This window comes from Bacillus sp. FSL R9-9410 (assembly GCF_038050385.1).
In the GTDB taxonomy this organism is placed as follows: domain Bacteria; phylum Bacillota; class Bacilli; order Bacillales; family Bacillaceae_G; genus Bacillus_A; species Bacillus_A cereus_U.
Genome location: NZ_JBBOTV010000001.1, coordinates 3938418 through 3960530, shown reverse-complemented (window position 1 = coordinate 3960530; position 22113 = coordinate 3938418). Strand labels below are relative to the sequence as shown.

Genomic DNA, 22113 nt, shown 5'->3' with positions numbered 1-22113 from the left:
TGTTGAGAAATATTTATATAGACAATAAAAAATCCCTTCCAATTAATAAGGAAGGGATAGCTTGTTTAACTAATCTTTGAATTAGGTGTTTCATCAATCTTATGAAATCCTTTCATGTAATACACGATAGCTAAGCCAATAAGCCAAATTGGGCCAACGATTAATGCAATTCTTGTATCTTCTGAATACGCCATTATACATAGTACAAGTGCAAGGAAGCCAAGTGAGAAGTAAGAGCTTACTGGATGTAAAGGCATTTTATACGTGAGCTTGTCTTTTTTCTCAGTTGATAATCCTTTACGGAATTTAATTTGAGCGACTAATATAATACCCCAAGTCCAAATTGCCCCGAAAGTTGAAATACTAGTTAACCATGTAAATACTTTTGCAGGCACAAGGTAGTTTAATATAACACCAACAAGTAAAACGATAGCCGTTGCTACAATTCCTTGACTCGGAATACCGTTTTTATTTAAACGACCGAATCTTTCAGGAGCTTTCTTTTGTTGTGCCAAAGTAAATAGCATACGCCCTGTACTAAATAAACCACCGTTACAAGAAGAAAGTGCAGCTGTTAATACAACAAAGTTAATAATACCTGCTGCTTTTGCAATGCCGATTTGTTGGAATGTTAATACGAATGGACTTCCTTTCTCGCCAAGTTCGTTCCATGGATAAATTGCCATCATAACGAATAATGCCCCGACGTAAAAGATTAGGATTCTCCAAAATACGTTATCGATAGCTTTTGCGAGTGTTTTCTTCGGGTTTTGAGCTTCACCAGCTGTAACACCAATTAGTTCAACGCCTAAATAAGCGAATAATACCATTTGTAAGGAAAGCAATAATCCAGAGAAGCCATTTGGGAACCAGCCCCCATGTTCCCAAAGATTTGAAATACCAGTTGCAACGCCGCCATTTCCAAATCCGAATAGAATAATACCAAAGCCAATCACTATCATACAGATAATTGTGACAATTTTAATGAGAGCAAACCAAAACTCAAGTTCTCCAAATACTTTTACTGATAAGAAGTTGAAAGCGCTCATTAATAATAGAGCGAGTAGTGCCCAAGTCCAGCGCGGGATATCTGGGAACCAGTACTGCATGTAAATTCCAGCCGCCGTAATTTCAGCCATACAAGTAACAACCCATAAGAACCAGTAGTTCCAACCAGTAATATAGCCAGCAAGTGGGCCGATATAATCATTAGCATATTTACTAAAAGAACCGGCAACCGGTTGTTCAATTGCCATTTCTCCGAGCGCTCGCATAATGAAAAAAATAACGAGTCCAGCGATCATATAACCTAGTAAGATGGAAGGACCAGCTAGTTTAATAGCAGAAGCAGATCCTAAAAATAGCCCAACGCCAATAGCCGAACCGAGTGACATTAAAGTAATATGTCGTTCTTTTAAACCTCGATTTAAAGTTCCAGATTTGTTTGTGTGCTGCATAAGAAGAATCCCCCTTGTAGAATGAGCTACCTAAATATTTAACTATTTCAAATTATAAAACATTTCTATCTGTTATGCTACAAAAATAATCAAAATGAACTGTACTACATCTGAACTTGTCAGACTTAAACTTAAAATTCTCACTATTAGAGAATATATTGACTCTTCTTTTTATTGATTGTTAAGATTAAGTATTATATTTTCTCACATACTAGTAAGAAAAGAATGTGTGATAATAATTCAGGTGTAGGAAGGGTACATAGCCATGTTTCAATTACAAAAATATAACACTTCTGTGAAGCAAGAGCTTTTAGCGGGCATCACAACTTTTTTTACATTTGCGTATATTCTTGTCATCAATCCGAAAATATTATCTGATGCAGGTGTACCATTTGATCAAGCGTTTACGGCAACTATTATTGCGACAGTTATTGGGACGCTATGTATGGCGTTTTTAGCTAACTATCCAATTGTTATTGCTCCAGCTATGGGGATGAATGCATATTTTGCTTATTCTGTCGTTCAACAGGCAGAGGGGATTACGTATGTCATTGCGTTTTCGGCAGTATTTGTAACAGGTATCATTTTTCTTTTATTATCTTTCACTTCATTTAGGCAAAAGCTAATTATCGCAATTCCTGAAAGTTTAAAACATGCAATTGCAGGTGGAATTGGACTATTTATTGCTTTTATTGGATTACGTCTATCTGGAATTATCGTGGATCATCCATCTAACTTAGTTACGATTGGTGATTTTCATTCTCCAGCCGTTATTTTAACTTTAATTGGTTTAATTTTAGCGGCGGTATTAATGGTATTACGTGTGAGTGGAGCATTATTTATTAGTATGATTGTGACAGGAATTATCGCCTTCTTTACGGGGCAACTGAAGTTTGAGGATAAAATTGTAGCGATGCCTCATTTACCAGAGGGTATTATCGTTTCAAATCCAATCAATGCTTTTTCAGATGTAATTCAGTATGGATTATATGGTGTTGTATTTTCATTTTTACTTGTACTTTTATTTGATACGACAGGTGCATTACTCGGTTTAATTAAACAAGCAGGTTTAATTACAGATAATACAGAGAAACGTTTTGGCAAAGCGTTTATTGCAGATGCGATTGGCGGAACGACAGGTTCTATCTTTGGTACAAGTCCAACAGCAGCAACGATTGAATCGTCAGCTGGTATTGCTGCAGGTGGTAAAACTGGATTAACAGGTATTGTAGTTGTTGGTCTAACGATTATAACGGCATTTTTCAGCCCTGTTATCGCGTCTTTATCAAGTGTAGCTGCTATTACAGCTCCTTCATTAATTATTGTAGGTAGTTTAATGGCACAAAGCATTCGTGATATTAATTGGAATGAATTTGAAGATGCATTACCAGCATTTTTAATTTTCGTTGGTATTCCGTTAACGTCTAGTATTGCAAATGGAATTGCAATTGGATTTTTAGTGTATCCAGTATTAAAGATTGTGAAGGGGAAAGGGATGGAAGTACATCCGTTACTTTACTTATTTACAATTTTATTTGGATGTCATTTATTCTTATAATATAGAGATAGAAAAGGGGCTTCTTATGAGAGGCTCTTTTTTTGTGTATAATAAAGTGAAACTATAAGCAGTGGGGCTTTTGTTTATCCCCACTGCTTATTAGCCTTCACCAATAGGGCGTTTACGGGCAGCAGGGCTCCCACCTAACTTCTTTGCTCCAGCCGAATTTTGAGGTGGGAGTTTTACTGCCCACAAATAGCGGGATAAGGTGAAAATTAAACCGGATTTGTAAAGTATAAATTACTTAATGTAATATATATGTTACTATAAAGATAGAGGAGGAACATGAATGGCTGTAAGTAAAATAAAAGTCGCGCGTGTTCAGTTAGATTTAACACAGCAACAATTAGCAGAAAAAGTAGGCGTCACAAGGCAAACAATTAGTTTAATTGAGAAGGGGAAATACAATCCGTCTTTAGATTTATGTTTGAAAATTTGTTATGCAGTAGATAAAACATTGAATGATTTGTTTTGGGAGGAAAAGGAGTGATAGGGTGAAAATCGTGAAAGATGAACGTTTAATGATTGAGGGATTAAAACATATTAGATTGGCTTTCATCTTACAAAATATCGTCATACTAGGCATTGTTTTTTACCGTTACGTCTTGCAAGGGACAGGGTATGAAAGTGTTTCGGATTTATTAATGGTATTTATGGGCGGGATAATAGTTATTAACTTTTTAAACTTAAAAAATTCGGTGGAAGTGTATGAGCATACAGGGGGAGTATCTCGTAGTTATTTCATGAAACTATTATTAATTCCAGTAGGGATTGTTATTGGGATTTTAGCTATTTGTATCATTGTAACACCGGATATTTCGATAAAGGAAATTGGTATAACAGGACTTATTATGTTTGCTTGTTTTTTAATTCCTAGTTTGTTTATATACATATATATGAAAAAAATAAAAAGTGAAGATGAAATATAAGAAAAGCTTTCTGCAATATGCAGAAAGCTTTTCTTATATTTCTTTATACATTACTTTATGTATTCCTATTGGATCAATCTCGAAGATTTCACCATGCTCATGGAAACCTAATCCTTTGTAATAATCCGCTACGGTAATTCGGGCATTACACCATAGAATATTTGCTTCGCGTTCTTGGAGGAATTGTTCAGCTTTACGGATTAAGGAAGTGCCAGCATGCTGGTTTCGGAAATTAGGTAATGTTGCCATTCCTCGTAGACGATAATGGGTACCAGCTTGTAAGGCAGGGTATAGTTCTTTTGAAAAGGAGACGATGCTAACAAGTTCATCATGTAGAAATGCACCTAAGTGGAAGGAGTCTATTTCGTAATCTGAATCGTATTTACAATCTTCTAAGGATTGATTGGGACGCAAAATCTTTTGGCGTAATAAGTATGTTTCAGATGCATCAATATGTTTCACTGTAATCATAATATCATCCTTTCTTATAAGCCTTTTTCTATAAGTTGTAAGAAGAAATATGCGGGTGCAACGAGAAGTCCTAGTATGCTAGCGGTTCCGAGAAGGAGTGAAAGTAAGAGACAAAAGTACTTAATTCCATTCGATTTTTTCCATCCATAGCTACAAATTTCAATGCTAATACCGATGAGAATAATGGCGACGAGTACTTCTGCTAATAATAAGAGAGCTAAAGTTGAAATAGACATAATGTTATTCATCCCCATAATATGTGATAGTAACATTTTACCATATGAAAATGAAAAAATGCCCCTCATTTATGTGAGGGGCATTTTTCTACTCTAATATGTTTTTCATTGTATCAATATGTTCTTTTGAACCCGTTACAAGTAAAGTATCGCCATGTTGTAACTTCGTATCACCATGTGGTATTAATGCTTTATTACCGCGGTAAATTTGAATGACAAGTACATCACCTAAAAACGGAAGGCGACGAAGTGCTAAACCGTTATATTTATTACTTCGTAGTTCAACCTCACGTACTGTTTCATTTGCTGTTGTAATTAAGCGAACGAGACTCGGTTTATCAATAAGTGCACGTAATAAAATACGTGTAGAGTTAATAGTCGAGAATACAGCGATATGTTCTTGAGTCGCTTTTTCTTGTAGAAGGGGATCTTCTACACTTGCGATGACGTGTTCAACACCTAATTCTTTCGCGTGTTCTGCTAATAATAAGTTTTGTTCATCATCACTTGTCGCAACAACAACACGGTCTGCTTCGAAAGCTTTTTGCTCCATTAAAGATTGAATAGTAATCTCATCTAATTTTACAATAGGGAAGTCATGAGATTTCGCTTCCTCATCATTTATTTTATTTTGACGTATCATATATAGTGTTACGTCATAATCTTCACGTTTTAAATCAAGTGATAGCGGAAGGGTAATTCTGCTTGCACCAATAATAGATACTTTCGGTTTTGGTGTTTCCACTTTTGGAAACATCTTGTTAAATAATATAGGTGCAAAAATACAAGTAATAACTGCGCTTAAAATAAGAGATGCTGATAAACTTGGGCTAATGATGCCTAGCTTTTCACCGATTTGTGCAGCCGCAATAACTAAAGAAAGTGTTGATGTTAACAAAATGGCACTTCCGAGTACGATATTACGTGGGTACCATTTTCGTAAGACGAGTGATGGCAACAGTTTTGAAATAAAGAGTCCCACAATTAGAATTGGGATTATTAGCATACTAGAAGGCTCTTTAAAAATAGACCATACTTCTAAATTTACACCAACCATCACGAAGAAAATAGGGATGAAGAAACCATATCCGATGGAATCAAGTTTTTCAACCATATCTTCATTTGGTGATAATAAAGATACGAGTACACCTGCTAAAAAGGCTCCCAAAATATTTTCTGCCCCAACAGATTCAGATAATCCAACTAATATTAAGATGAGTGCAAAAACAGCGCGCGTATCAATTTGTACACTACCGGCTTTTAAGTTTTCTAGGTATGGAATATTTTTAAAACGTCTTGCGACAAAGTAAATTACAATACCAGCGCCGAATAGAAGAAGTAGAAGCCACATGCTTTGGCCACTTTCGGAATTTAATCCGACGAATACAGCGAGTAAAATCATTGTAACTAAGTCTGCAATAACAGCGACTAATAAAATGATTTGCCCGATTGCGGTTTTTCCTAAGTTATTTTCTTTTAATGTTGGTACGACAACACCTAAGGAAATAGTTGAAATAATTAAAGTCATGAACATTGCATTGTCGACGAATCCTAGCCAGACGAATAGTAATGATAGGGCATAAGATAAAATGAAAATAAATAAGAAGATAATGCTTGCTGCTTGGAATGTGTTTGGTTCGGTTGTCGTATTCTTTTTCCCTTTTTGCTTAAAGATCGAAAAGTCAATTTCTAAACCACTTAAAAACATTAGGAAGATAAACCCTAGTGTTGATAAGACTTGAAGCCACATATCTGGCTCAATGATGTTAAATCCACTTTTACCTACAAAGATTCCTGCGATAATTTCTGCAACAACGACAGGAAGTGCTTTTAATTTAAAGCGTTGTAACAAAAGGGGAACGGAAAACGTGATTGCGACAACAACCATCAGTGATAGAACAGAAGAATGATGTTCCACTGCGTTCTCTCCCTTCAAATAAATATAGTACCTATTTAGCCATATAATAGGTAGAAAAGCAACGCATATGGATTCGATTTCATAAAGAAAGAGTTTTCTTAACATTTGTCATAATAAGTATATTTTTCATGATTTTTTTGTTAATTCCGTAATGTGGATGTAATAGGGGAGAGGATAAAGTGAAACTTTAATCAGTGGGGGTCTTACTGCTCGTTAATGCGGGATAAAAAAAGACTGCTGAGGAATCTCAGCAGTCTTTTTCATGCAAATTACATTGAGAAGAAAATCCATACAGTAAGACCAACTGTTGCAGCTGCAACGAAGAAACTGTATATCATTGTAAGAATTTGAATGCTTCCTTCGCCTTCTTTTAAGTGCATGAACATAATTAATTGTAATAACGCTTGCGCAACTGCCATGATGATGATAGTTGTTAATATCGTTGAAAGTGGCAGGTTTGTGTAAAGTGCTACGTATAACGCTAGAAACGTTAGTGCAAGCGATAAAATAAATCCGAAAACGTGTGACCATGGGAATCCGCTATGCGCATTTGTTTGATTGTTATTTTGACCCATTTACGCCACCATCCCGTTCAAGTAAACTAGTGTGTAAATAAAGACCCAAACAAGATCAAGGAAATGCCAGTATAAGCTGATAATAAATACTTTACGAGCTGTAACTGGTGTTAAACCTCGTTTTAAAATTTGGATAATAACACAAGTTGCCCAAATGATACCACCTGTTACGTGGGCACCATGCGTTCCAAGAAGAACGAAGAATGCAGATAAGAAAGCACTTGTTTGAATCGTTGCGCCTTCACCAACGTACAAAATGAATTCTTCAATTTCAAAGAATAGGAAGCCTGCACCTAAAAGTAAAGTCAGGATAAACCAAGCTAACATTCCTTTTTGATTGTGTTTACGCATTTCGTGAATTGCGATACCACATGTAAAACTACTTGTTAAAAGTAACAGTGTTTGAATTAAAAGTGTTTTAACTTCAAACAATTGCGCTGGTGTTGGGCCATCAGCCGTACGACCAGCAAGGACTAGATAAGAGGCGAAAAGTGTTGCGAACAGCATAATTTCAGCCCCAAGAAAAATCCAGAATCCTAGGATATTCAATCTGCTTTGTTCAGATTGATATTCCAAAGGTAAGCTTTTATCTAAAGCCGCCATGTCATTTCACCTCTCATGCTATATGTTCTGTTTCTTTAATTTCTTCAATGCTTACGTAGTAGCCATCATCATAATCGAATGAACGATAGATTAAGCAACCTAAAATACCAATACCACCGATTGCTGCAATCCAGAACCAGCTAAATACTAATGCAAAACCTGCAAGACCGAAGAATGCAGACATAATAATAGGCACACCAGAATTACTTGGCATGTGAATTGGTTTTAATTCATCTGCTGTTGGTGTAATTGTTTCTCCGCGTTTTTTCATGAACCAGAAAGCATCAGCTTCTTTAATTTCAGGAAGTTTCGCGAAGTTGTAATGTTGTACAGGAGAGTGAGTTGCCCATTCAAGTGTACGGCCATCCCATGGATCTCCAGTTGTGTCACGTTCACCGTGACGTGCACTCCAAATTACGTTGTAACAAAGAATTACGAATCCAATACCCATCATTACTGCGCCGACAGATGCGATTTGGTTCAACCAACCCCATCCAAGGCTTTCAGAGTAAGTGTACATACGACGAGTCATACCATCTAAACCTAGGAAGTACATTGGGAAGAAACAGATGTTAAATCCGCTCATAAAGATCCAGAATGTCCATTTACCAAGGCGTTCATTTAGCATATGACCTGTCATTTTTGGATACCAGAATGTGAATCCAGCAAGCATAGCGAATACTGTACCTGCGATTAATACGTAGTGGAAATGAGCGACTAGGAAGTAGCTGTTATGGTATTGATAATCAGCTGCTGCCATTCCAAGCATAACCCCTGTAACTCCACCAACTACGAAGTTTGGAATAAATGCCAATGACCAAAGCATTGGAACTGTAAAACGAATACGTCCTTTATACAGCGTAAACAACCAGTTAAATATTTTAACACCGGTTGGAATCGAAATCGCCATTGTCGAAATCGAGAAGAACGAGTTAACCGCTGGACCTGCACCCATCGTGAAGAAGTGATGAAGCCATACGACGAAACTTAGTAAAGAAATTGCAACCATTGAGTATACCATCGCACTGTAACCGAATAGACGTTTACGTGAGAATGTACTAATGATTTCAGAGAAAATACCGAATGCCGGTAAAATAACGATATATACTTCAGGGTGACCCCATACCCAGAACAAGTTGGCCCAGAGCATTGGCATACCGCCGCTCGCCATCGTAAAGAAGTGAGCATCGAATAGACGGTCAAATGTCATTAATGCAAGAGCTACTGTTAATACTGGGAAAGCGAAAATAATGATTACACATGTAATTAAAATAGACCATGTAAACATTGGCATTTTCATTAATTTCATGCCAGGTGTACGCATTTTTAAAATAGTAACTAGGAAGTTAATACCTGTCATTAACGTACCAAGACCTGAAATCTGTAAGGCGATTGCGTAGAAGTTATTTCCTACACCAGGAGTAAACTCTGTACCCGCCATTGGGAAGTAAGAAGTCCACCCAGCGTCTGGAGAACCACCGATTACGAAAGCGATGTTGAATAACATTGCTCCGATAAAGAATAACCAGAAACTTAAAGCATTTAAGAACGGATATGCAACGTCACGAGCACCAATTTGTAATGGTACAACGACGTTCATTAATCCTAGAACGAATGGCATCGCCATGAAAAGAATCATAACTGTACCATGTGTTGTAAAGATTCCGTTATAGTGTTCAGCGTTTAAATAGGTTGTATCTGGGAATGTTAACTGGGCACGAATCATTAAACCATCCATACCACCACGGAATAACATTATAACGGCAGAGATAATATACATGGTTCCTATTTTTTTATGGTCAACAGTTGTTAACCATTCATCCCAAAGCCATCTCCATTTTTTGTACTTTGTTAGTACGAAAAGAATCGCTAATGTCACAAGAACGATAGATGCGTCAGCTCCGTAAATAATCGGGTCACCTGTGACAAAAAATTCATCAAGCTTCACTGTGTTCACTCCAATCTGTTGGAATAATAGCTATTATTTTTTGTTTTTGTAGTAGTTGTAATCACAATATTCAAGTGACTTTGGATCTACATAACTTAAGTGGTGACTAGAGAATGTCATACGACCAACTACACCAGGTTTAACAATATCGTTGTACTTATCTTCTGTTAGTTTAGGAGCAGTTTCTTGTACTTCTTTTACCCACTTGTCATACTTTTCTTTTGTTTTTGCTTCAACTTCGAACTCCATGTGAGTGAATCCTTCACCAGAGAAGTTCGAGCTACGACCTAGGTAAGAACCAGGCTTATCAGCTTGTAAATATAAGTCCATGATCATGCCATCCATTGTATACTTCATACCACCAAGTTCTGGTACCCAGAAAGCATTCATTGGACCTACAGAAGTCAGCTTAAATTGAATTGGTACACCAGCTGGTATGTTTAAATAGTTAACGGTTTCAATTTTTTCCTCCGGATAACTAAATAACCATTTCCAGTTTGCAGATGTAACATAAATTTCAACTGGCTTAATATGTTTGGACTCTTGCGGAACCTCTTCCGAAGCATAAGTTGCTTTAACTGTTGGAATCGATAATGCGATAACGATAATAACAGGAATAATCGTCCAAATGATTTCTAATAATGTGTTACCATGTTGATCAGGTGGCTCATAGTCCATATTCTCTGGTTTTTCACGATAACGAATCAAGATGACTGTAAACAAAATGAATACAATTGCGATAATTAATGACATAAGCAAGAATGACCAAACAATTAAATCATACTGTGCCTTTGCAACGGGTCCTTGCGGATTTAATACTGCGAGTTTCTTATCACAGCCACCGAGGAACAGAAGTAATGATAACGGAAGAAGCGAAGCCAACTTCCAAAATGCTTTCTTTAGTTGCACGATTGAAAATCTCCTTTCTCCTTGGATTGAAACTATGCCAATAAAACAATATAAACCTATTAATTTATAGTTGGCAATAGTTTTTGTTATATTGTTAAAAAATAGACACAAATGCACGCTTTTTAAGGTGAATATCATTTGTAACTTGATAACATTGTAAACCATTTTCCAGATAAAAACGCGATTGTGAGAATTTTAAGATAAATAAAGTTATACCAACATATCCAATAAATAGAAAAAAATTATCTTATCATAAGAAAGATTACTGAATTTTTAGTACATTTAATTTGTTGCCTAGGTTATATTTCTTTTTTGTTCAAATGTGACAACTTTCCGAATGTTTAACTTGGTATAAAATGTAGCAAATGATTATAAATGGAATCCCGCAAGACAGAGGAATTCTCTGATCTGGAATAAAGGCTAAACTAACAAATGTAAGGAAATTGAATGAGGAAGCTACGATTGGAACTATTGGATAAAGTGGTGTACGGTATTTTAAATCTGCTTGTTGATTCATATGCCCCTCCCCCATATTTTTTTGTATGTGTTAATTAGATTTCATTCGGTACTTTTAATCATTAGCAGGGTGAAAAACATATTCGGTTTATTTTGTTGTGAACTGAGTATGTAAAGGAAAAACTAACTATGACTAAATACCTTAGAATGTTTATTAACATAGTGAAGGAAACGCGATTCTTTCACTATGTTAATAATTTTGTTGTTAGTAAAACGTTCTGAAAAAGCATATCATTTTTTCTTTTTATTGAAAAAATTAGAATTTTACGATGATATTTGTGAATAATAATTCACAGAATCTTTCTAGTAAACTAGTAAGAAGAAAGGTACAATGATAGAAGTTGCGCCTTTAAAATAATTGATATAATGGAGTTTGGTTTATGATGAAAAAGTTAAAATATATTTTTATTTTCGGTATTATATTTGCTGTCGTATTTTTTTTCGAGAAAGATAAAATTATGAAAAAGGCACAAGAATTACGGTTAGACCTTTTCTCTGAGATGAAAGAAAGTACAATGATTACAGAGGTTCCGTTTATTAGACAGTTACCTGAATTACCTAGAGGTTGTGAAGTGACAAGTTTAGCTATGCTACTGCAACATAAAGGTGTACAAGTAGATAAGATGCAACTTGCTAGTGAGATTCATCGCGTCCCATTTGAACAAAATGGTTTGCATGGAAATCCTTATGAGGGATTCGTTGGAAATATTTATACGAAAGCTGAGCGAGGATACGGTGTATATAATCAACCAATTTTTAATTTAGCAGAAAAGTATGTTCCTGAAAAAGTAATTAATTTAACGGGCAGAGACGTACAAGATCTATATAAAGTAATTAGTTCTGGTTCTCCGGTATGGGTAATTATTAATACAACGTTTAAACCATTAGCTGAAAGTAGTTTTGAAACATGGAATACGAGTTCAGGTGAAGTGAAAATTACATATTATGAGCATAGTGTTGTAGTAATTGGATATGATCAAAACTTTGTATACGTAAATGATCCTCTTGCAAACAATCCACGAAAAGCTGTTCCACGTGCTGAATTTGAAAAGGCATGGGAGCAAATGGGGAAACAAGCAATTACTATTTTATAAAGTGAAACTATAATCAGTGGGGGGGTTGTTCATCCCCCACTGATTATTAGCCTTCACCAATCGGGCGTTTACGGGCAGTTAATGCGGGATAAAGTGAAAAGTCATCATGAGATGGCTTTTTATTTTTAAATATTTATTATAGAAAATTCTGAAGATTCTTTTAAAAGTTAACAGTTCACGCTATAATAACATTTAACTTGGTGAAGAAGGGGAGAAGAGAAATGGATGTCGCAAAGGAACTTGTTTTATCAAAGGATCAGTTGATTGAGTGGAGAAGGCATTTTCATAAGTATCCAGAGTTATCTTTTCAAGAGGAAAAAACATCTCAATTTGTATTCGACATACTTCGGGAAATCCCGTATTTAGAAGTCTCGAGGCCTACTAAATATAGTGTAATGGCAAGGTTAATTGGTAAGCAGCCTGGTAAAACCATCGCGGTTCGTACTGATATGGATGCTCTTCCCATTCATGAAGAAAATAAGTTTGATTTTATTTCTACATATCCAGGTGTGATGCATGCGTGTGGTCACGATGGTCACATGGCAATATTGCTTGGTGTAGTACATAAGTTGGTAGAGGAAAGAGAGAAAGTTAAAGGAGAGATTCGCTTTTTATTTCAACATGCAGAAGAAAACTTTCCGGGCGGTGCAGAGGAAATGGTCGCAGCGGGAGTGATGGAAGGTGTGGATTACATTATTGGTGCTCATCTTTGGGCGTCATTAGAGGTTGGAAAAGTAGGTGTAATTTATGGTCCTGCGATGGCGGCACCGGACGTTTTTAAAATTACGATAGAGGGAAAAGGTGGACATGCTGGAATTCCGCATGAAACAGTTGATAGTATCGCCATTGGTGCGCAAGTAGTTTCGCAAATTCAGCAAATTGTATCTCGCCTCACGAATCCGTTAGATTCTCTCGTAGTATCTGTTACGCAATTTCATTCTGGGACAACTCATAATGTTATCCCGGAACAAGCGGAGATTGAAGGGACAGTGAGAAGTTTAAGGCATGAATTAAGAGAAGAAACAAAGAAGAAGCTTGAAAGGATTGTAAAACATATTACAGAATCCTACGGTGCTAAGTATACATTTTCTTATGAATATGGATATCGCCCAGTTGTGAACGATTATGAAGTTACAGAGCTTATTGAACATACAGCATTACAGCTGTATGGAAGAGAAAGAGTTGTTCGTTTACAGCCAACGATGGCAGGGGAAGATTTTTCAGCATTTTTACAAAAGGCACCAGGGACGTTCTTTTTTATAGGGGCAGGAAATGAAGAGAAGGGAATTATATATCCGCATCATCACCCTCGTTTTACAATTGACGAAGACGCATTACCAATTGGAGTGGAAGTCTTTGTATCATCCATTATGAATTTTATAAGTAAAGGAGAATGAGATGAAGAAAATACACGTGCTAGCACTTATTCCAGTTCTTTGTTTAGTAGTTGGACCAGTATTTGTAAATTCGGTCACTCCTTACGTATGGGGGATGCCATTTCTATTATTTTGGATACTATTATCAGTACTCATTACGTCTCTTTGTATGGGGCTTGTATACGTATTCGATCCTGCTAATAAGGGGGACGTAAAATGACTGCATTATTTATCATTATTATATTTTTGTTTCTCGCACTATTTTTAGGAATTCGGGCACAACATGGAAAAGATATGAATTTAGAACAATGGTCAGTTGGAGGAAGAGGATTTGGAACTATTTTCGTTTTTCTCCTTATGGCAGGGGAAATTTATACGACATTCACATTTTTAGGAGGAAGTGGCTGGGCTTATAGTAAAGGAGCTCCTACATTTTATATTTTAGGGTATGGTGCATTAGCTTATATTTTATCGTATTTTTTATTGCCTCCAATTTGGAAGTATGCAAAAGAACATAACCTCATTTCACAATCAGATTTCTTTGCGAAGAAATACAGGAGTAAGACGCTTGGGATAATTGTTTCAATTATTGGTGTTATTTCGATTATCCCTTATCTTGTTTTGCAATTAAAGGGATTAGGAATTATCGTTTCGGAAGCTTCCTATGGAAGAGTGACACCTGTTATTGCGGTATGGATTGGTGCTATTGTTATAACTATATATGTAATGGTTTCAGGTATACATGGATCGGCTTGGACAGCCGCTTTGAAGGATATTATGATACTGTTTATCGTTATGTTTTTAGGTATATATTTACCGTATCATTATTACGGAGGATTTCAACCGATGTTCGAAGCTGTAGAAGCAGCGAAACCAGGTTTTTTATCTTTACCTGAAGAAGGAATGAGTATTTCTTGGTTTGTTTCTACTATTATATTAACGGCTCTTGGTTTCTATATGTGGCCCCATACATTCGCTTCGGCGTTCTCTGCAAAAAATGAAAAAGTATTTAGGAAAAACGCGGCGATTATGCCTCTTTATTCTTTAGTGTTGCTTTTCGTATTCTTTGCAGGGTTTGCTGCTATATTGCAAGTTCCAGGGTTAAAGGGAGCGGATGTAGATCTTTCGTTATTCCGTCTCGCGCTTCAAACATTTGATCCATGGTTTATTGGTATTATTGGTAGCGCGGGAGTACTAACTGCATTAGTTCCAGCGTCTATGCTTGTTATGGCGGCATCTACGTTGTTAGCAAAAAATATTTACCGAACGATGGTGCCATCTGCTTCAGATAGACAAGTTGCTAAAGCTGCAAAATTATTTGTGCCTGTAGTAACGCTCGTAGCAGTATTGTTTACATTTAAAGGGGGGGAAACAATAGGGGCTCTTCTTTTAATGGGATACAGTATAGTTACGCAACTTTTCCCTGCACTTGTATGTAGTTTGTTTCCACGGCAGATTATTACGAAGCAAGGAGCGACTGCAGGAATGGGGATTGGGTTGTTAATTGTCGCATATATTACCTTATCTGGTTCAACTATAGCTACGATGTTTCCTAGTTTTCCGCAATATATAAAAGATTTAAATGTAGGTATAGTCGCATTGTTAATGAATATGATTGTGATGTTTATCGTTAGCGGATTCACGAAAAGTGTGTCTATAAAGACAGACAGTATAATAGTAGAAAAGTAATCCGCGTGTTAGAGCTATCTTCGAAAAGAGATAGCTCTTTTTTGTATATATTTTCTTCTATTAGCGGAATCTAACTAAAAACTTGTTGAAAAGGAAGTTAGGTGGGGAAATTGTTAGAGCTAAAAGGTAACTTGTTTGAAGTTATGAAGGAAATTAGAGATGAGTTAGGTTCACCTAATGATTTAACAATTAGAGAAGTTGCTCTTGCTGGTAGTTTTACACGTTGCGCTGTCGTTTTTTTGTGTGGGTTAACAGATAAGGATAATGTTTATAAATATGTAGTTCGTACACTTCAATATGAAGAAGTACCAAAAGAAGCAGCTGTTGTTCAAACGTTATTAGATCGGTTTATTTCTATTGCAGAAGTCGGTATGAAGACAACGTTTCCAGACATTATAAATGCGATTTTAGCAGGAGACACAGTTATATTAATTGATAATATTCAAACCGCTATTGTTATTAATAGTAGGGCTTGGGAGAAAAGAAGTCTAGAACCACCTGTAACAGAAGATTTAATTCGTGGACCGAGAGTTGGATTAAATGAAGATATTAATGTGAATAAAATGTTGATTCGTCGTGGTTTACGTGATCCAAAGCTAAGATTTCAGTCGTATGTCATGGGAAAGCGTTCGCAAAAAGAAGTAACTTTAGTATATATAGAAGACATTATTAATCCTTATATTGTAGAAGAATTAGATAGGCGACTTCAATCAATAGTGACAGATGTCATTTTTGAGACAGGAACAATTGAACAGCTAATTCAAGATAATAATTTGTCGCCATTTCCACAGTTTTTGAATACAGAAAGGCCTGATAACATAGTGGCTTCATTAGTGAAAGGAAAGGCGGCTATTTTAGTAGACGGCTCACCATTTGCACTTATTGCTCCGCTAGTGTTTGTTGATATTTTTCAATCGGTAGAAGATCATTATGAACGATGGATAATTGGGACGTTATTAAGAATTTTACGAATGGGATCAGGTATCGCTGCTGTTTTATTACCTGCCATGTACGTAGCGCTTGTATCGTATCATCAAGGGCTTATCCCATCTAAACTAGCTTATTCTATTGCGGGAGCGAGAGAAGGGGTGCCATTTCCTGCTTATATTGAAACCCTAATGATGGCATTAACGATGGAATTAATACGAGAAGCCGGGATTAGGCTTCCGAAACCGATGGGGCAAACAATTGGTATCGTAGGTGGTCTTGTAATTGGAGAAGCGGCAGTAAATGCGGGGATTGTAAATCCGTTTTTAGTAATTATTATTGCGGTTACCGCAATTGCTACATTTTCACTTCCTGTATATAGCATTACGATTACATTTCGAATTTTACTTTTCGTCTTCGTGTTAGCTGCAACTGCTTTTGGGTTGTACGGAATCATTTTAGCTCTTATTGCACTTGCGGTTCATATTACAAATTTAAAGAGTGTTGGGGTTCCGTATACAACACCTATTGCTCCTGCTTTTTATAAAGATTGGGAAGAAGAATTGGTTCGCTTACCAAAATCAATGTTAAAAGAGAGACCAGAATATTTACAAACGAAAGACTCTACATTACGTCCAAAGGAGCGAGAGTAATTGAAGCCATTTGAATATGGGGATGAAGAAATTGGATCTCGGGAACTTGGTTTTGCGGTATCGTCAACAATTATCGGTATAGGTGCATTATCTATGCCACGAGATATTGCTACGCAAACTTTATTTTCGGACGGTTGGATTATCTTGCTTTTGGGTGGATTGATATGTGCGGTTTTAGGTTGGTTTGTAACGAGGGTAGCTATTTTATTCCCAAAACAAAACTTTGTTCAATATACGAGTGAGCACTTGACGAAGCCTGTTTCATACACGATTAGTATCATTTTAGTGTTAACATTCGTTGCTTTGACAGCATATGAGGCCCGGAAAATTTCAATTATTTCACAAACTTATTTATTTAGTGATACACCAATACAATTGTTATCCTTCTTTTTTTTGTTAGTTGTTATTTATGGGATTGCTGGATCTAGGGCTGCTTTATTAAGGTTAAATGTTTTATTTTTACCAATCGTTTTAATTGCGATCGTGCTGCTTTCTTTATTGAATGTGAACTTAATGGAAATAGATAATTTACTACCTGCTTTTCAAACAGACGTAAGTCAATATGCTGTTGGAGTTAAAAATTCTATTTTTACGTTTATTGGATTTGAGGTAGCGCTATTTTATGCAGTGATGTTAAACGAGACAGCAAAAAAGGCGCCGATGGCAGTTGCAAAAGCTGTGATGGTAAACGTATTGTCTTACATTTTAATTTATTTAACTTGTATTAGTGTTTTTACATATATGACAACCCGGGGATTAACATATCCAACGATTGAATTGGGGAAGGAGATTGAAATTGGTGGGGGGTTTTTAGAAAGATTCGATGCGATCTTTTTTACTACTTGGATTATTACTATTTATAACACCACAGCAATGTATTATGACGTTGCATCTCTATTGTTTTGTGCTATGTTTCCGAAAGTTAAGAAACATATTTTTATTTTCGTAAGTGCTCCTATGATTTTTATGCTGAATATGATCCCTGGTAATTTAGATACTTTATCAAATTACGGAACGTATTTAGCTTGGATAGATATGGGCTTTGTTGTGTTAGCGCCTTTGTTAGTTTTTATTGTATATAAAATAAAAAGAAGGAATGGTAGAAATGAAACACCTTCTTAAAATTATAATGCTTATGGTTTTAGCTGGATCTATAAGTGGGTGCTCTGAGCTAGAAGAAATAGAAGAAAGAGGATTTGTAGTAGGTGCAGCCTATGATATTGTGAAAAAAAAGAAATCGAATCCAATTATAAAAGGGACGTATCAGATGGTACTTCCCAGTAAGCTAGCACAGCAAGGTGGACAAGGTGGTGGAGATAGCGAAAATTATATTAATGTTAGTGCGAAAGCAGATAGTGTCTTTGAGCAAATACGAATTATCGCTAAAAAAATTAGTCGCTCATTATTCTTTCCGCATATACAAGTGATAATTTTTTCTAAAGATTTATTAGCGAATCCATATGTTTTACAAAATACGTTAGATGTATATATTCGTGATCATGAGATGAGACGAAATATTCGTTTGTTCGTTTCTGAGAAAGATGCAGAAGCTATTTTGAAGCAGAGTGCTAAGCCTGAAAATTTACCGGCGCAGTATATTGATATGTTAGCTGAACATCCTCCAAAAAATGCCCAAATGATTGAGGCTGCAAGAATTGGTGAGGTGCAGCAAAAAATGATTGCTAACCGAAGTTTCGTATTACCTATTCTTGAACTAACAAAACAAGGGGTGCAAATGAACGGGGCGGCGTTATTTCGTGGGAAGGATAATAAGTGTGTAGGTAGTTTGAATGGAGAGGAAACATTAGGGATGAATTATGTAATAGGTAAGAAAATTGGAGGGTTCTTTACCATTCGCAAAAAAGACCAGCTTATTACATATGAAATTCATAAGATGCATCGGAAGATTAAAGTATCTACGGAAAATGCCACAAAACCGAAGTTTGATATTTATTTATCTTTGGAAGGGACTTTAGCTGAGTTGCATTTTAGTGATCATAAACAAATTATGAATGAAAATCGATTGAAGAAAAACATCGCGGAGGAAATGGAGAAGCGTATCCAAAAATCGATTAAGCTTGTTCAAAAAAAATATAAGGTGGATGTATTAGCATTAGGGGAAGTATATAAGCGGCATAATTATAAAGAATGGAAGAAGATAGATAAGAATTGGGATCAAGGTGAAAATTATTTTAGTAATGCTGAGGTTACTGTTCATGTTCATCCGACAATTGAACATTCGGGTTCGGCTTTACCGAAGAGAGTGAAATAAGGGTGATTAAATTTGTTTACTGGATTAGGAATTAGTTGCACGATATTAATGGCGGTTCTTCCAGGGACCATATATTTTATTCATAAAAAAATCACAACGTATGGAGCTCAGCCGTGGAAAGATAAAAAGAAACCTGAATGAGTTTCAGGTTTCTTTTATGCACAAAGCATATGGTGAAGGGGGATACCTTCTATGTATGCTTTGCTTTATACAAGCCCTAACCAATGTACCAATTGTGTAGAGAGGAATGTAACAACAATGGCAATAACAGTAGGGATTGCAAACGATAAAAATGTCCATTTTGCACTTTTTGTTTCTTTATATATGTTAACTAGTGTTGTTCCACATGGGAAATGAAGAAGTGAGAACAACATTGTGTTTAACGCAGTTAACCAAGTCCAACCGTGTTCTAAGAATAGATTTTTAATTTGATTAAAATCATCTATTTCAGTTAAAGCACCAGTTGATAAGTAAGACATTAATAAAATCGGAATAACAATTTCATTAGCTGGTAGTCCAAGAATAAACGCAGCTAGAATAAATCCGTCAAGTCCTAACATTTTAGCAAATGGATCTAAGAAGTTCACAAAATGCATAAGTAAGCTCGTGTCACCGACGAAAATATTAGCAAGTATCCAAGTTAATACAGCGGCAGGTGCAGCTACAATTACAGCTCGTTTTAAAACATATATTGATTTATCGAGCGTTGAACGCACAATTGTATTCCAAATTTTTGGTTTACGGTATGGTGGTAACTCTAACGTATAGTGAGTTGGAACGCCTTTTAGAGCAGTTTTTGATAAAACCCAAGAAACAGTTAAAGTTACAATAACGCCAATTACAACCATTCCAACGACAACGCCGGCAGTAACAAGTGTTTGCATGCTGCCTGTATATCCAGCAGCCATAAATAATGAAGCCATTAAGATTAATGTAGGCCATCGTCCATTACATGGGACGAAGTTGTTTGTTAAAATGGCAAGCATACGCTCACGTGGTGATTCGATAATACGTGTTGACATAATAGCGGCAGCGTTACATCCGAACCCCATTGCCATAGTTAAAGATTGTTTCCCATGCGCGCCAGAGCGTTTAAATAAACGATCCATGTTAAACGCAACGCGTGGTAAATATCCATAGTTTTCTAATAGGGCAAACATAGGGAAGAAGATTGCCATAGGTGGTAACATAACGCTAATAACGGCTCCCGTACCACGGAATAAACCAAGTATTAAAACGCCATGTAGCCATTCTGGTGCATGCATTGCTTGGAACCAAGATGTTAAATATCCTTCGACCCAGCCAAAAAATTCAGCAATCATCTCGGATGGCACGTTAGCACCGGCGATTGTAAGATAAAAAATAATAGATAAAATACCGAGCATAATTGGAAATCCCCAAATAGGAGAAGTGAAAATCTTATCTAATCTTTCTGAACGATATAATTTATCAGTATTCGTATATTGGACAGCTTCTTTACATATACTTGCGGAGGTTCGATAAATATCTCCGACAATATCATCTCGTATGTCCTCTTTTGAAAGTGTTTGTGCATGTTGAACAATATAGTCCAGCGGAAGATCCTTACTGGCTGAGTGAGATTCCATTTATTACGACCTCCCTTACAAGTGGTTCGTTATGATGTTTTTGAAGTGCAGTTAAGAAATTTTTATCTCCATCTAAAATACGTAACGCAATCCAACGTGCTGGATACGTATTGCCGAACACTTTATAAATTTGTGGTTCTAATTCTTGAATCATATTTTCAATTTTTTCATTATAAGTAATTTTAATTGGTGTTGGAATGAGTTTTTTAGTTGCTACTTTAGCAATGACGCTTAGTAAATGTCCGATACCAACTCGGTTTCGGGCTGAAATTTTAACTACCGGTACACCAAGTGATTTTGCTAATTTCTTTTCGTCAATAATGATTCCTTTTTTCTCGGCTTCATCAATTAAGTTAATACAAATGACCACATCGTTTGTCATTTCCATTACTTGGAGTGCTAAATTTAAATTTCTTTCCATTGCAGTTGCATCTATAACAACTACAGTTACTTCTGGTTTTTCAAATATAATATAATCTCGTGCTACTTCTTCATCTGCCGAATTTGAATACAGTGAGTAAGTTCCAGGTAAATCTATTATTGTATATATATTTCCGCCATGCTTATATTCCCCTTCAGCCTTTAAAACAGTTTTCCCCGTCCAGTTTCCAGTATGTTGTTTTAAGCCTGTTAAAGTATTAAATAATGTACTTTTCCCGGTATTCGGGTTACCAGCTAACGCAATGCGATGGTTATTCATCTGAAATCATCTCCTATTAATACCCCGAAAATAAGGGAGCTTTCTTCACTACGCAGTGCAATAGTTGTGTTGCTTACTTGATAAGCGACTGGGTCTCCAAGTGGGCTACGTTGTAATACTTTAATTGTCGCTCCAGGAAAAAAGCCTAAATCTAATAAACGTCGTTTCATAGTTCCTTCTAATTGTATCTTCTCAATTTGTACAAATTCCCCTGTTCTGAATTCGGAAAGGGGTTTAGTATTAGCCGATACCATAAAAGTTACCTCATCTCTATATTTTTAGTTTTAGTTTAAAAAGTTTCCTTAGGTAAACTTTTTGATACTAATATAGTAGACTACATTGAATGATGCTGTCAATTAGTACTTTAAAAATATTCAATTTTTTTTAGAATTGTTCCAATTTATTGAGTTGTACCGAAAAATATTACTGAAATTCTTCTTAATGTAAATAAAGTAAGAGTGTAAAATTTTGAAAATATAGCGGATTTGTAAATATAGTTTTAACTTAAAGGGCAAAATAAAGAAAAATATTTACATTGGATTTACATTGTTAAGAATAAATTTACAATACTGCGTGTTTAGTGTGGATTTTGTTGGCTTTTTCAACTGTAAATGTTGGGATGTCTAGCTTTTATGGGATGTTAGCTCTATTTACTTAAACTTAAAAATTGCTTAA

22 protein-coding genes and 1 pseudogene are annotated in these 22113 nt (G+C 36.0%); 11 read left to right on the top strand and 12 right to left on the bottom strand.

The genetic code is table 11. From position 1 onward, the window contains the following. Positions 1–65: 65 nt before the first annotated feature. Positions 66–1457 (bottom strand): amino acid permease, encoded by a 1392-nt coding sequence (locus MKX77_RS20705; protein WP_201032482.1) that lies wholly within the window; start codon positions 1455–1457, stop codon positions 66–68. A gap of 265 nt (positions 1458–1722) precedes the next feature. Here MKX77_RS20705 and MKX77_RS20700 point away from each other — a divergent pair, with 265 nt between their 5' ends. From MKX77_RS20700 to MKX77_RS20690, 3 genes are all read left to right on the top strand, one after another. Continuing rightward, positions 1723–3015 (top strand): NCS2 family permease, encoded by a 1293-nt coding sequence (locus MKX77_RS20700; protein ID WP_341307671.1) that lies wholly within the window; start codon positions 1723–1725, stop codon positions 3013–3015. Positions 3016–3304: 289 nt separating this feature from the next. Beyond that, positions 3305–3505 (top strand): helix-turn-helix transcriptional regulator, encoded by a 201-nt coding sequence (locus MKX77_RS20695; RefSeq protein ID WP_000301182.1) that lies wholly within the window; start codon positions 3305–3307, stop codon positions 3503–3505. Between the two features lie 4 nt (positions 3506–3509). Further along, on the top strand, positions 3510–3944 hold the full coding sequence (locus tag MKX77_RS20690; RefSeq protein ID WP_341307670.1) for a hypothetical protein: 435 nt from the start codon (positions 3510–3512) through the stop codon (positions 3942–3944). A 33-nt stretch (positions 3945–3977) separates the two neighbouring features. Here the strand turns inward: MKX77_RS20690 and MKX77_RS20685 are convergent, their stop codons facing one another. The 8 genes and pseudogenes from MKX77_RS20685 to MKX77_RS20650 form a co-directional block, all read right to left on the bottom strand. Beyond that, positions 3978–4415, bottom strand: coding sequence for a GNAT family N-acetyltransferase (locus tag MKX77_RS20685; RefSeq protein WP_341307669.1), 438 nt, complete (start codon positions 4413–4415; stop codon positions 3978–3980). Between the two features lie 14 nt (positions 4416–4429). Next, on the bottom strand, positions 4430–4720 hold the full coding sequence (locus MKX77_RS20680) for a DUF4022 family protein (protein WP_341307668.1): 291 nt from the start codon (positions 4718–4720) through the stop codon (positions 4430–4432). Positions 4721–4739: 19 nt separating this feature from the next. After that, positions 4740–6569, bottom strand: coding sequence for a monovalent cation:proton antiporter family protein (locus tag MKX77_RS20675; RefSeq protein ID WP_341307667.1), 1830 nt, complete (start codon positions 6567–6569; stop codon positions 4740–4742). Positions 6570–6838: 269 nt separating this feature from the next. Further along, positions 6839–7144, bottom strand: coding sequence for a cytochrome aa3 quinol oxidase subunit IV (qoxD, locus tag MKX77_RS20670; protein ID WP_215555269.1), 306 nt, complete (start codon positions 7142–7144; stop codon positions 6839–6841). Then, the gene (gene qoxC, locus MKX77_RS20665) at positions 7145–7747 is read right to left on the bottom strand and encodes a cytochrome aa3 quinol oxidase subunit III (protein WP_002029841.1); all 603 of its coding nucleotides are present in this window, start codon (positions 7745–7747) and stop codon (positions 7145–7147) included. Positions 7748–7760: 13 nt separating this feature from the next. Beyond that, positions 7761–9695, bottom strand: coding sequence for a cytochrome aa3 quinol oxidase subunit I (gene qoxB / locus MKX77_RS20660; RefSeq protein ID WP_002159259.1), 1935 nt, complete (start codon positions 9693–9695; stop codon positions 7761–7763). Between the two features lie 33 nt (positions 9696–9728). Beyond that, on the bottom strand, positions 9729–10604 hold the full coding sequence (locus tag MKX77_RS20655) for a cytochrome aa3 quinol oxidase subunit II (protein ID WP_215555270.1): 876 nt from the start codon (positions 10602–10604) through the stop codon (positions 9729–9731). Positions 10605–10898: 294 nt separating this feature from the next. Next, a pseudogene (locus MKX77_RS20650) lies at positions 10899–11106 on the bottom strand (amino acid permease); the annotation flags it as partial. Positions 11107–11503: 397 nt separating this feature from the next. Between MKX77_RS20650 and MKX77_RS20645 the strand changes: the two are divergent. From MKX77_RS20645 to MKX77_RS20610, 8 genes are all read left to right on the top strand, one after another. After that, the gene (locus tag MKX77_RS20645; protein WP_341307985.1) at positions 11504–12214 is read left to right on the top strand and encodes a C39 family peptidase; all 711 of its coding nucleotides are present in this window, start codon (positions 11504–11506) and stop codon (positions 12212–12214) included. Between the two features lie 221 nt (positions 12215–12435). Next, complete coding sequence (locus tag MKX77_RS20640) at positions 12436–13611, top strand: amidohydrolase (RefSeq protein ID WP_341307666.1); 1176 nt, start codon at positions 12436–12438, stop codon at positions 13609–13611. 1 nt (position 13612) lies between these two features. Beyond that, positions 13613–13810: a DUF3311 domain-containing protein gene (locus MKX77_RS20635; RefSeq protein ID WP_341307665.1), complete on the top strand. Its 198-nt coding sequence runs from the start codon at positions 13613–13615 to the stop codon at positions 13808–13810. Beyond that, entirely contained in the window at positions 13807–15279 is a 1473-nt protein-coding gene (locus tag MKX77_RS20630) for a sodium:solute symporter family protein (protein ID WP_341307664.1), read from the top strand. The genes MKX77_RS20635 and MKX77_RS20630 overlap by 4 nt, the downstream gene beginning before the upstream one ends. A 101-nt stretch (positions 15280–15380) precedes the next feature. Beyond that, entirely contained in the window at positions 15381–16859 is a 1479-nt protein-coding gene (gerLA, locus tag MKX77_RS20625; RefSeq protein ID WP_341307663.1) for a spore germination protein GerLA, read from the top strand. Next, complete coding sequence (locus tag MKX77_RS20620) at positions 16860–17981, top strand: endospore germination permease (RefSeq protein WP_215555275.1); 1122 nt, start codon at positions 16860–16862, stop codon at positions 17979–17981. It begins immediately after the preceding gene. Beyond that, the gene (locus tag MKX77_RS20615; protein ID WP_215555276.1) at positions 17965–19131 is read left to right on the top strand and encodes a Ger(x)C family spore germination protein; all 1167 of its coding nucleotides are present in this window, start codon (positions 17965–17967) and stop codon (positions 19129–19131) included. The genes MKX77_RS20620 and MKX77_RS20615 overlap by 17 nt, the downstream gene beginning before the upstream one ends. Before the next feature lie 12 nt (positions 19132–19143). Beyond that, a complete protein-coding gene (locus tag MKX77_RS20610) occupies positions 19144–19272 on the top strand; it encodes a hypothetical protein (RefSeq protein ID WP_002010618.1) in 129 nt (42 codons plus the stop codon). Between the two features lie 65 nt (positions 19273–19337). On the opposite strand, the gene MKX77_RS20605 is transcribed toward MKX77_RS20610, so the two are convergent. The 3 genes from MKX77_RS20605 to MKX77_RS20595 are packed head-to-tail and all read right to left on the bottom strand — an operon-like array spanning position 19338 to position 21692. Next, positions 19338–20738 carry a nucleoside recognition domain-containing protein gene (locus tag MKX77_RS20605; RefSeq protein ID WP_341307662.1) on the bottom strand — a complete coding sequence of 467 codons (1401 nt, stop codon included), beginning with the start codon at positions 20736–20738 and terminating at the stop codon, positions 19338–19340. Continuing rightward, positions 20716–21438: a FeoB small GTPase domain-containing protein gene (locus MKX77_RS20600; protein ID WP_341307661.1), complete on the bottom strand. Its 723-nt coding sequence runs from the start codon at positions 21436–21438 to the stop codon at positions 20716–20718. Before MKX77_RS20600 ends, MKX77_RS20605 begins: the two co-directional genes overlap by 23 nt. Then, a complete protein-coding gene (locus tag MKX77_RS20595; RefSeq protein ID WP_002090873.1) occupies positions 21435–21692 on the bottom strand; it encodes a FeoA family protein in 258 nt (85 codons plus the stop codon). Before MKX77_RS20595 ends, MKX77_RS20600 begins: the two co-directional genes overlap by 4 nt. Positions 21693–22113 lie beyond the last annotated feature (421 nt).

Bases quoted from the DNA above. Each gene is read 5' to 3' on its own strand.
- qoxD (WP_215555269.1), bottom strand. From the start codon at position 7,144: ATGGGTCAAAATAACAATCAAACAAATGCGCATAGCGGATTCCCATGG.
- MKX77_RS20595 (WP_002090873.1), bottom strand. From the start codon at position 21,692: ATGGTATCGGCTAATACTAAACCCCTTTCCGAATTCAGAACAGGGGAA.
- MKX77_RS20705 (WP_201032482.1), bottom strand. From the start codon at position 1,457: ATGCAGCACACAAACAAATCTGGAACTTTAAATCGAGGTTTAAAAGAA.
- MKX77_RS20630 (WP_341307664.1), top strand. From the start codon at position 13,807: ATGACTGCATTATTTATCATTATTATATTTTTGTTTCTCGCACTATTT.
- MKX77_RS20645 (WP_341307985.1), top strand. From the start codon at position 11,504: ATGAAAAAGTTAAAATATATTTTTATTTTCGGTATTATATTTGCTGTC.
- MKX77_RS20615 (WP_215555276.1), top strand. From the start codon at position 17,965: ATGAAACACCTTCTTAAAATTATAATGCTTATGGTTTTAGCTGGATCT.
- MKX77_RS20695 (WP_000301182.1), top strand. From the start codon at position 3,305: ATGGCTGTAAGTAAAATAAAAGTCGCGCGTGTTCAGTTAGATTTAACA.
- MKX77_RS20640 (WP_341307666.1), top strand. From the start codon at position 12,436: ATGGATGTCGCAAAGGAACTTGTTTTATCAAAGGATCAGTTGATTGAG.
- MKX77_RS20700 (WP_341307671.1), top strand. From the start codon at position 1,723: ATGTTTCAATTACAAAAATATAACACTTCTGTGAAGCAAGAGCTTTTA.
- MKX77_RS20600 (WP_341307661.1), bottom strand. From the start codon at position 21,438: ATGAATAACCATCGCATTGCGTTAGCTGGTAACCCGAATACCGGGAAA.
- MKX77_RS20680 (WP_341307668.1), bottom strand. From the start codon at position 4,720: ATGAGGGGCATTTTTTCATTTTCATATGGTAAAATGTTACTATCACAT.
- MKX77_RS20605 (WP_341307662.1), bottom strand. From the start codon at position 20,738: ATGGAATCTCACTCAGCCAGTAAGGATCTTCCGCTGGACTATATTGTT.
- qoxC (WP_002029841.1), bottom strand. From the start codon at position 7,747: ATGGCGGCTTTAGATAAAAGCTTACCTTTGGAATATCAATCTGAACAA.
- MKX77_RS20685 (WP_341307669.1), bottom strand. From the start codon at position 4,415: ATGATTACAGTGAAACATATTGATGCATCTGAAACATACTTATTACGC.
- MKX77_RS20635 (WP_341307665.1), top strand. From the start codon at position 13,613: ATGAAGAAAATACACGTGCTAGCACTTATTCCAGTTCTTTGTTTAGTA.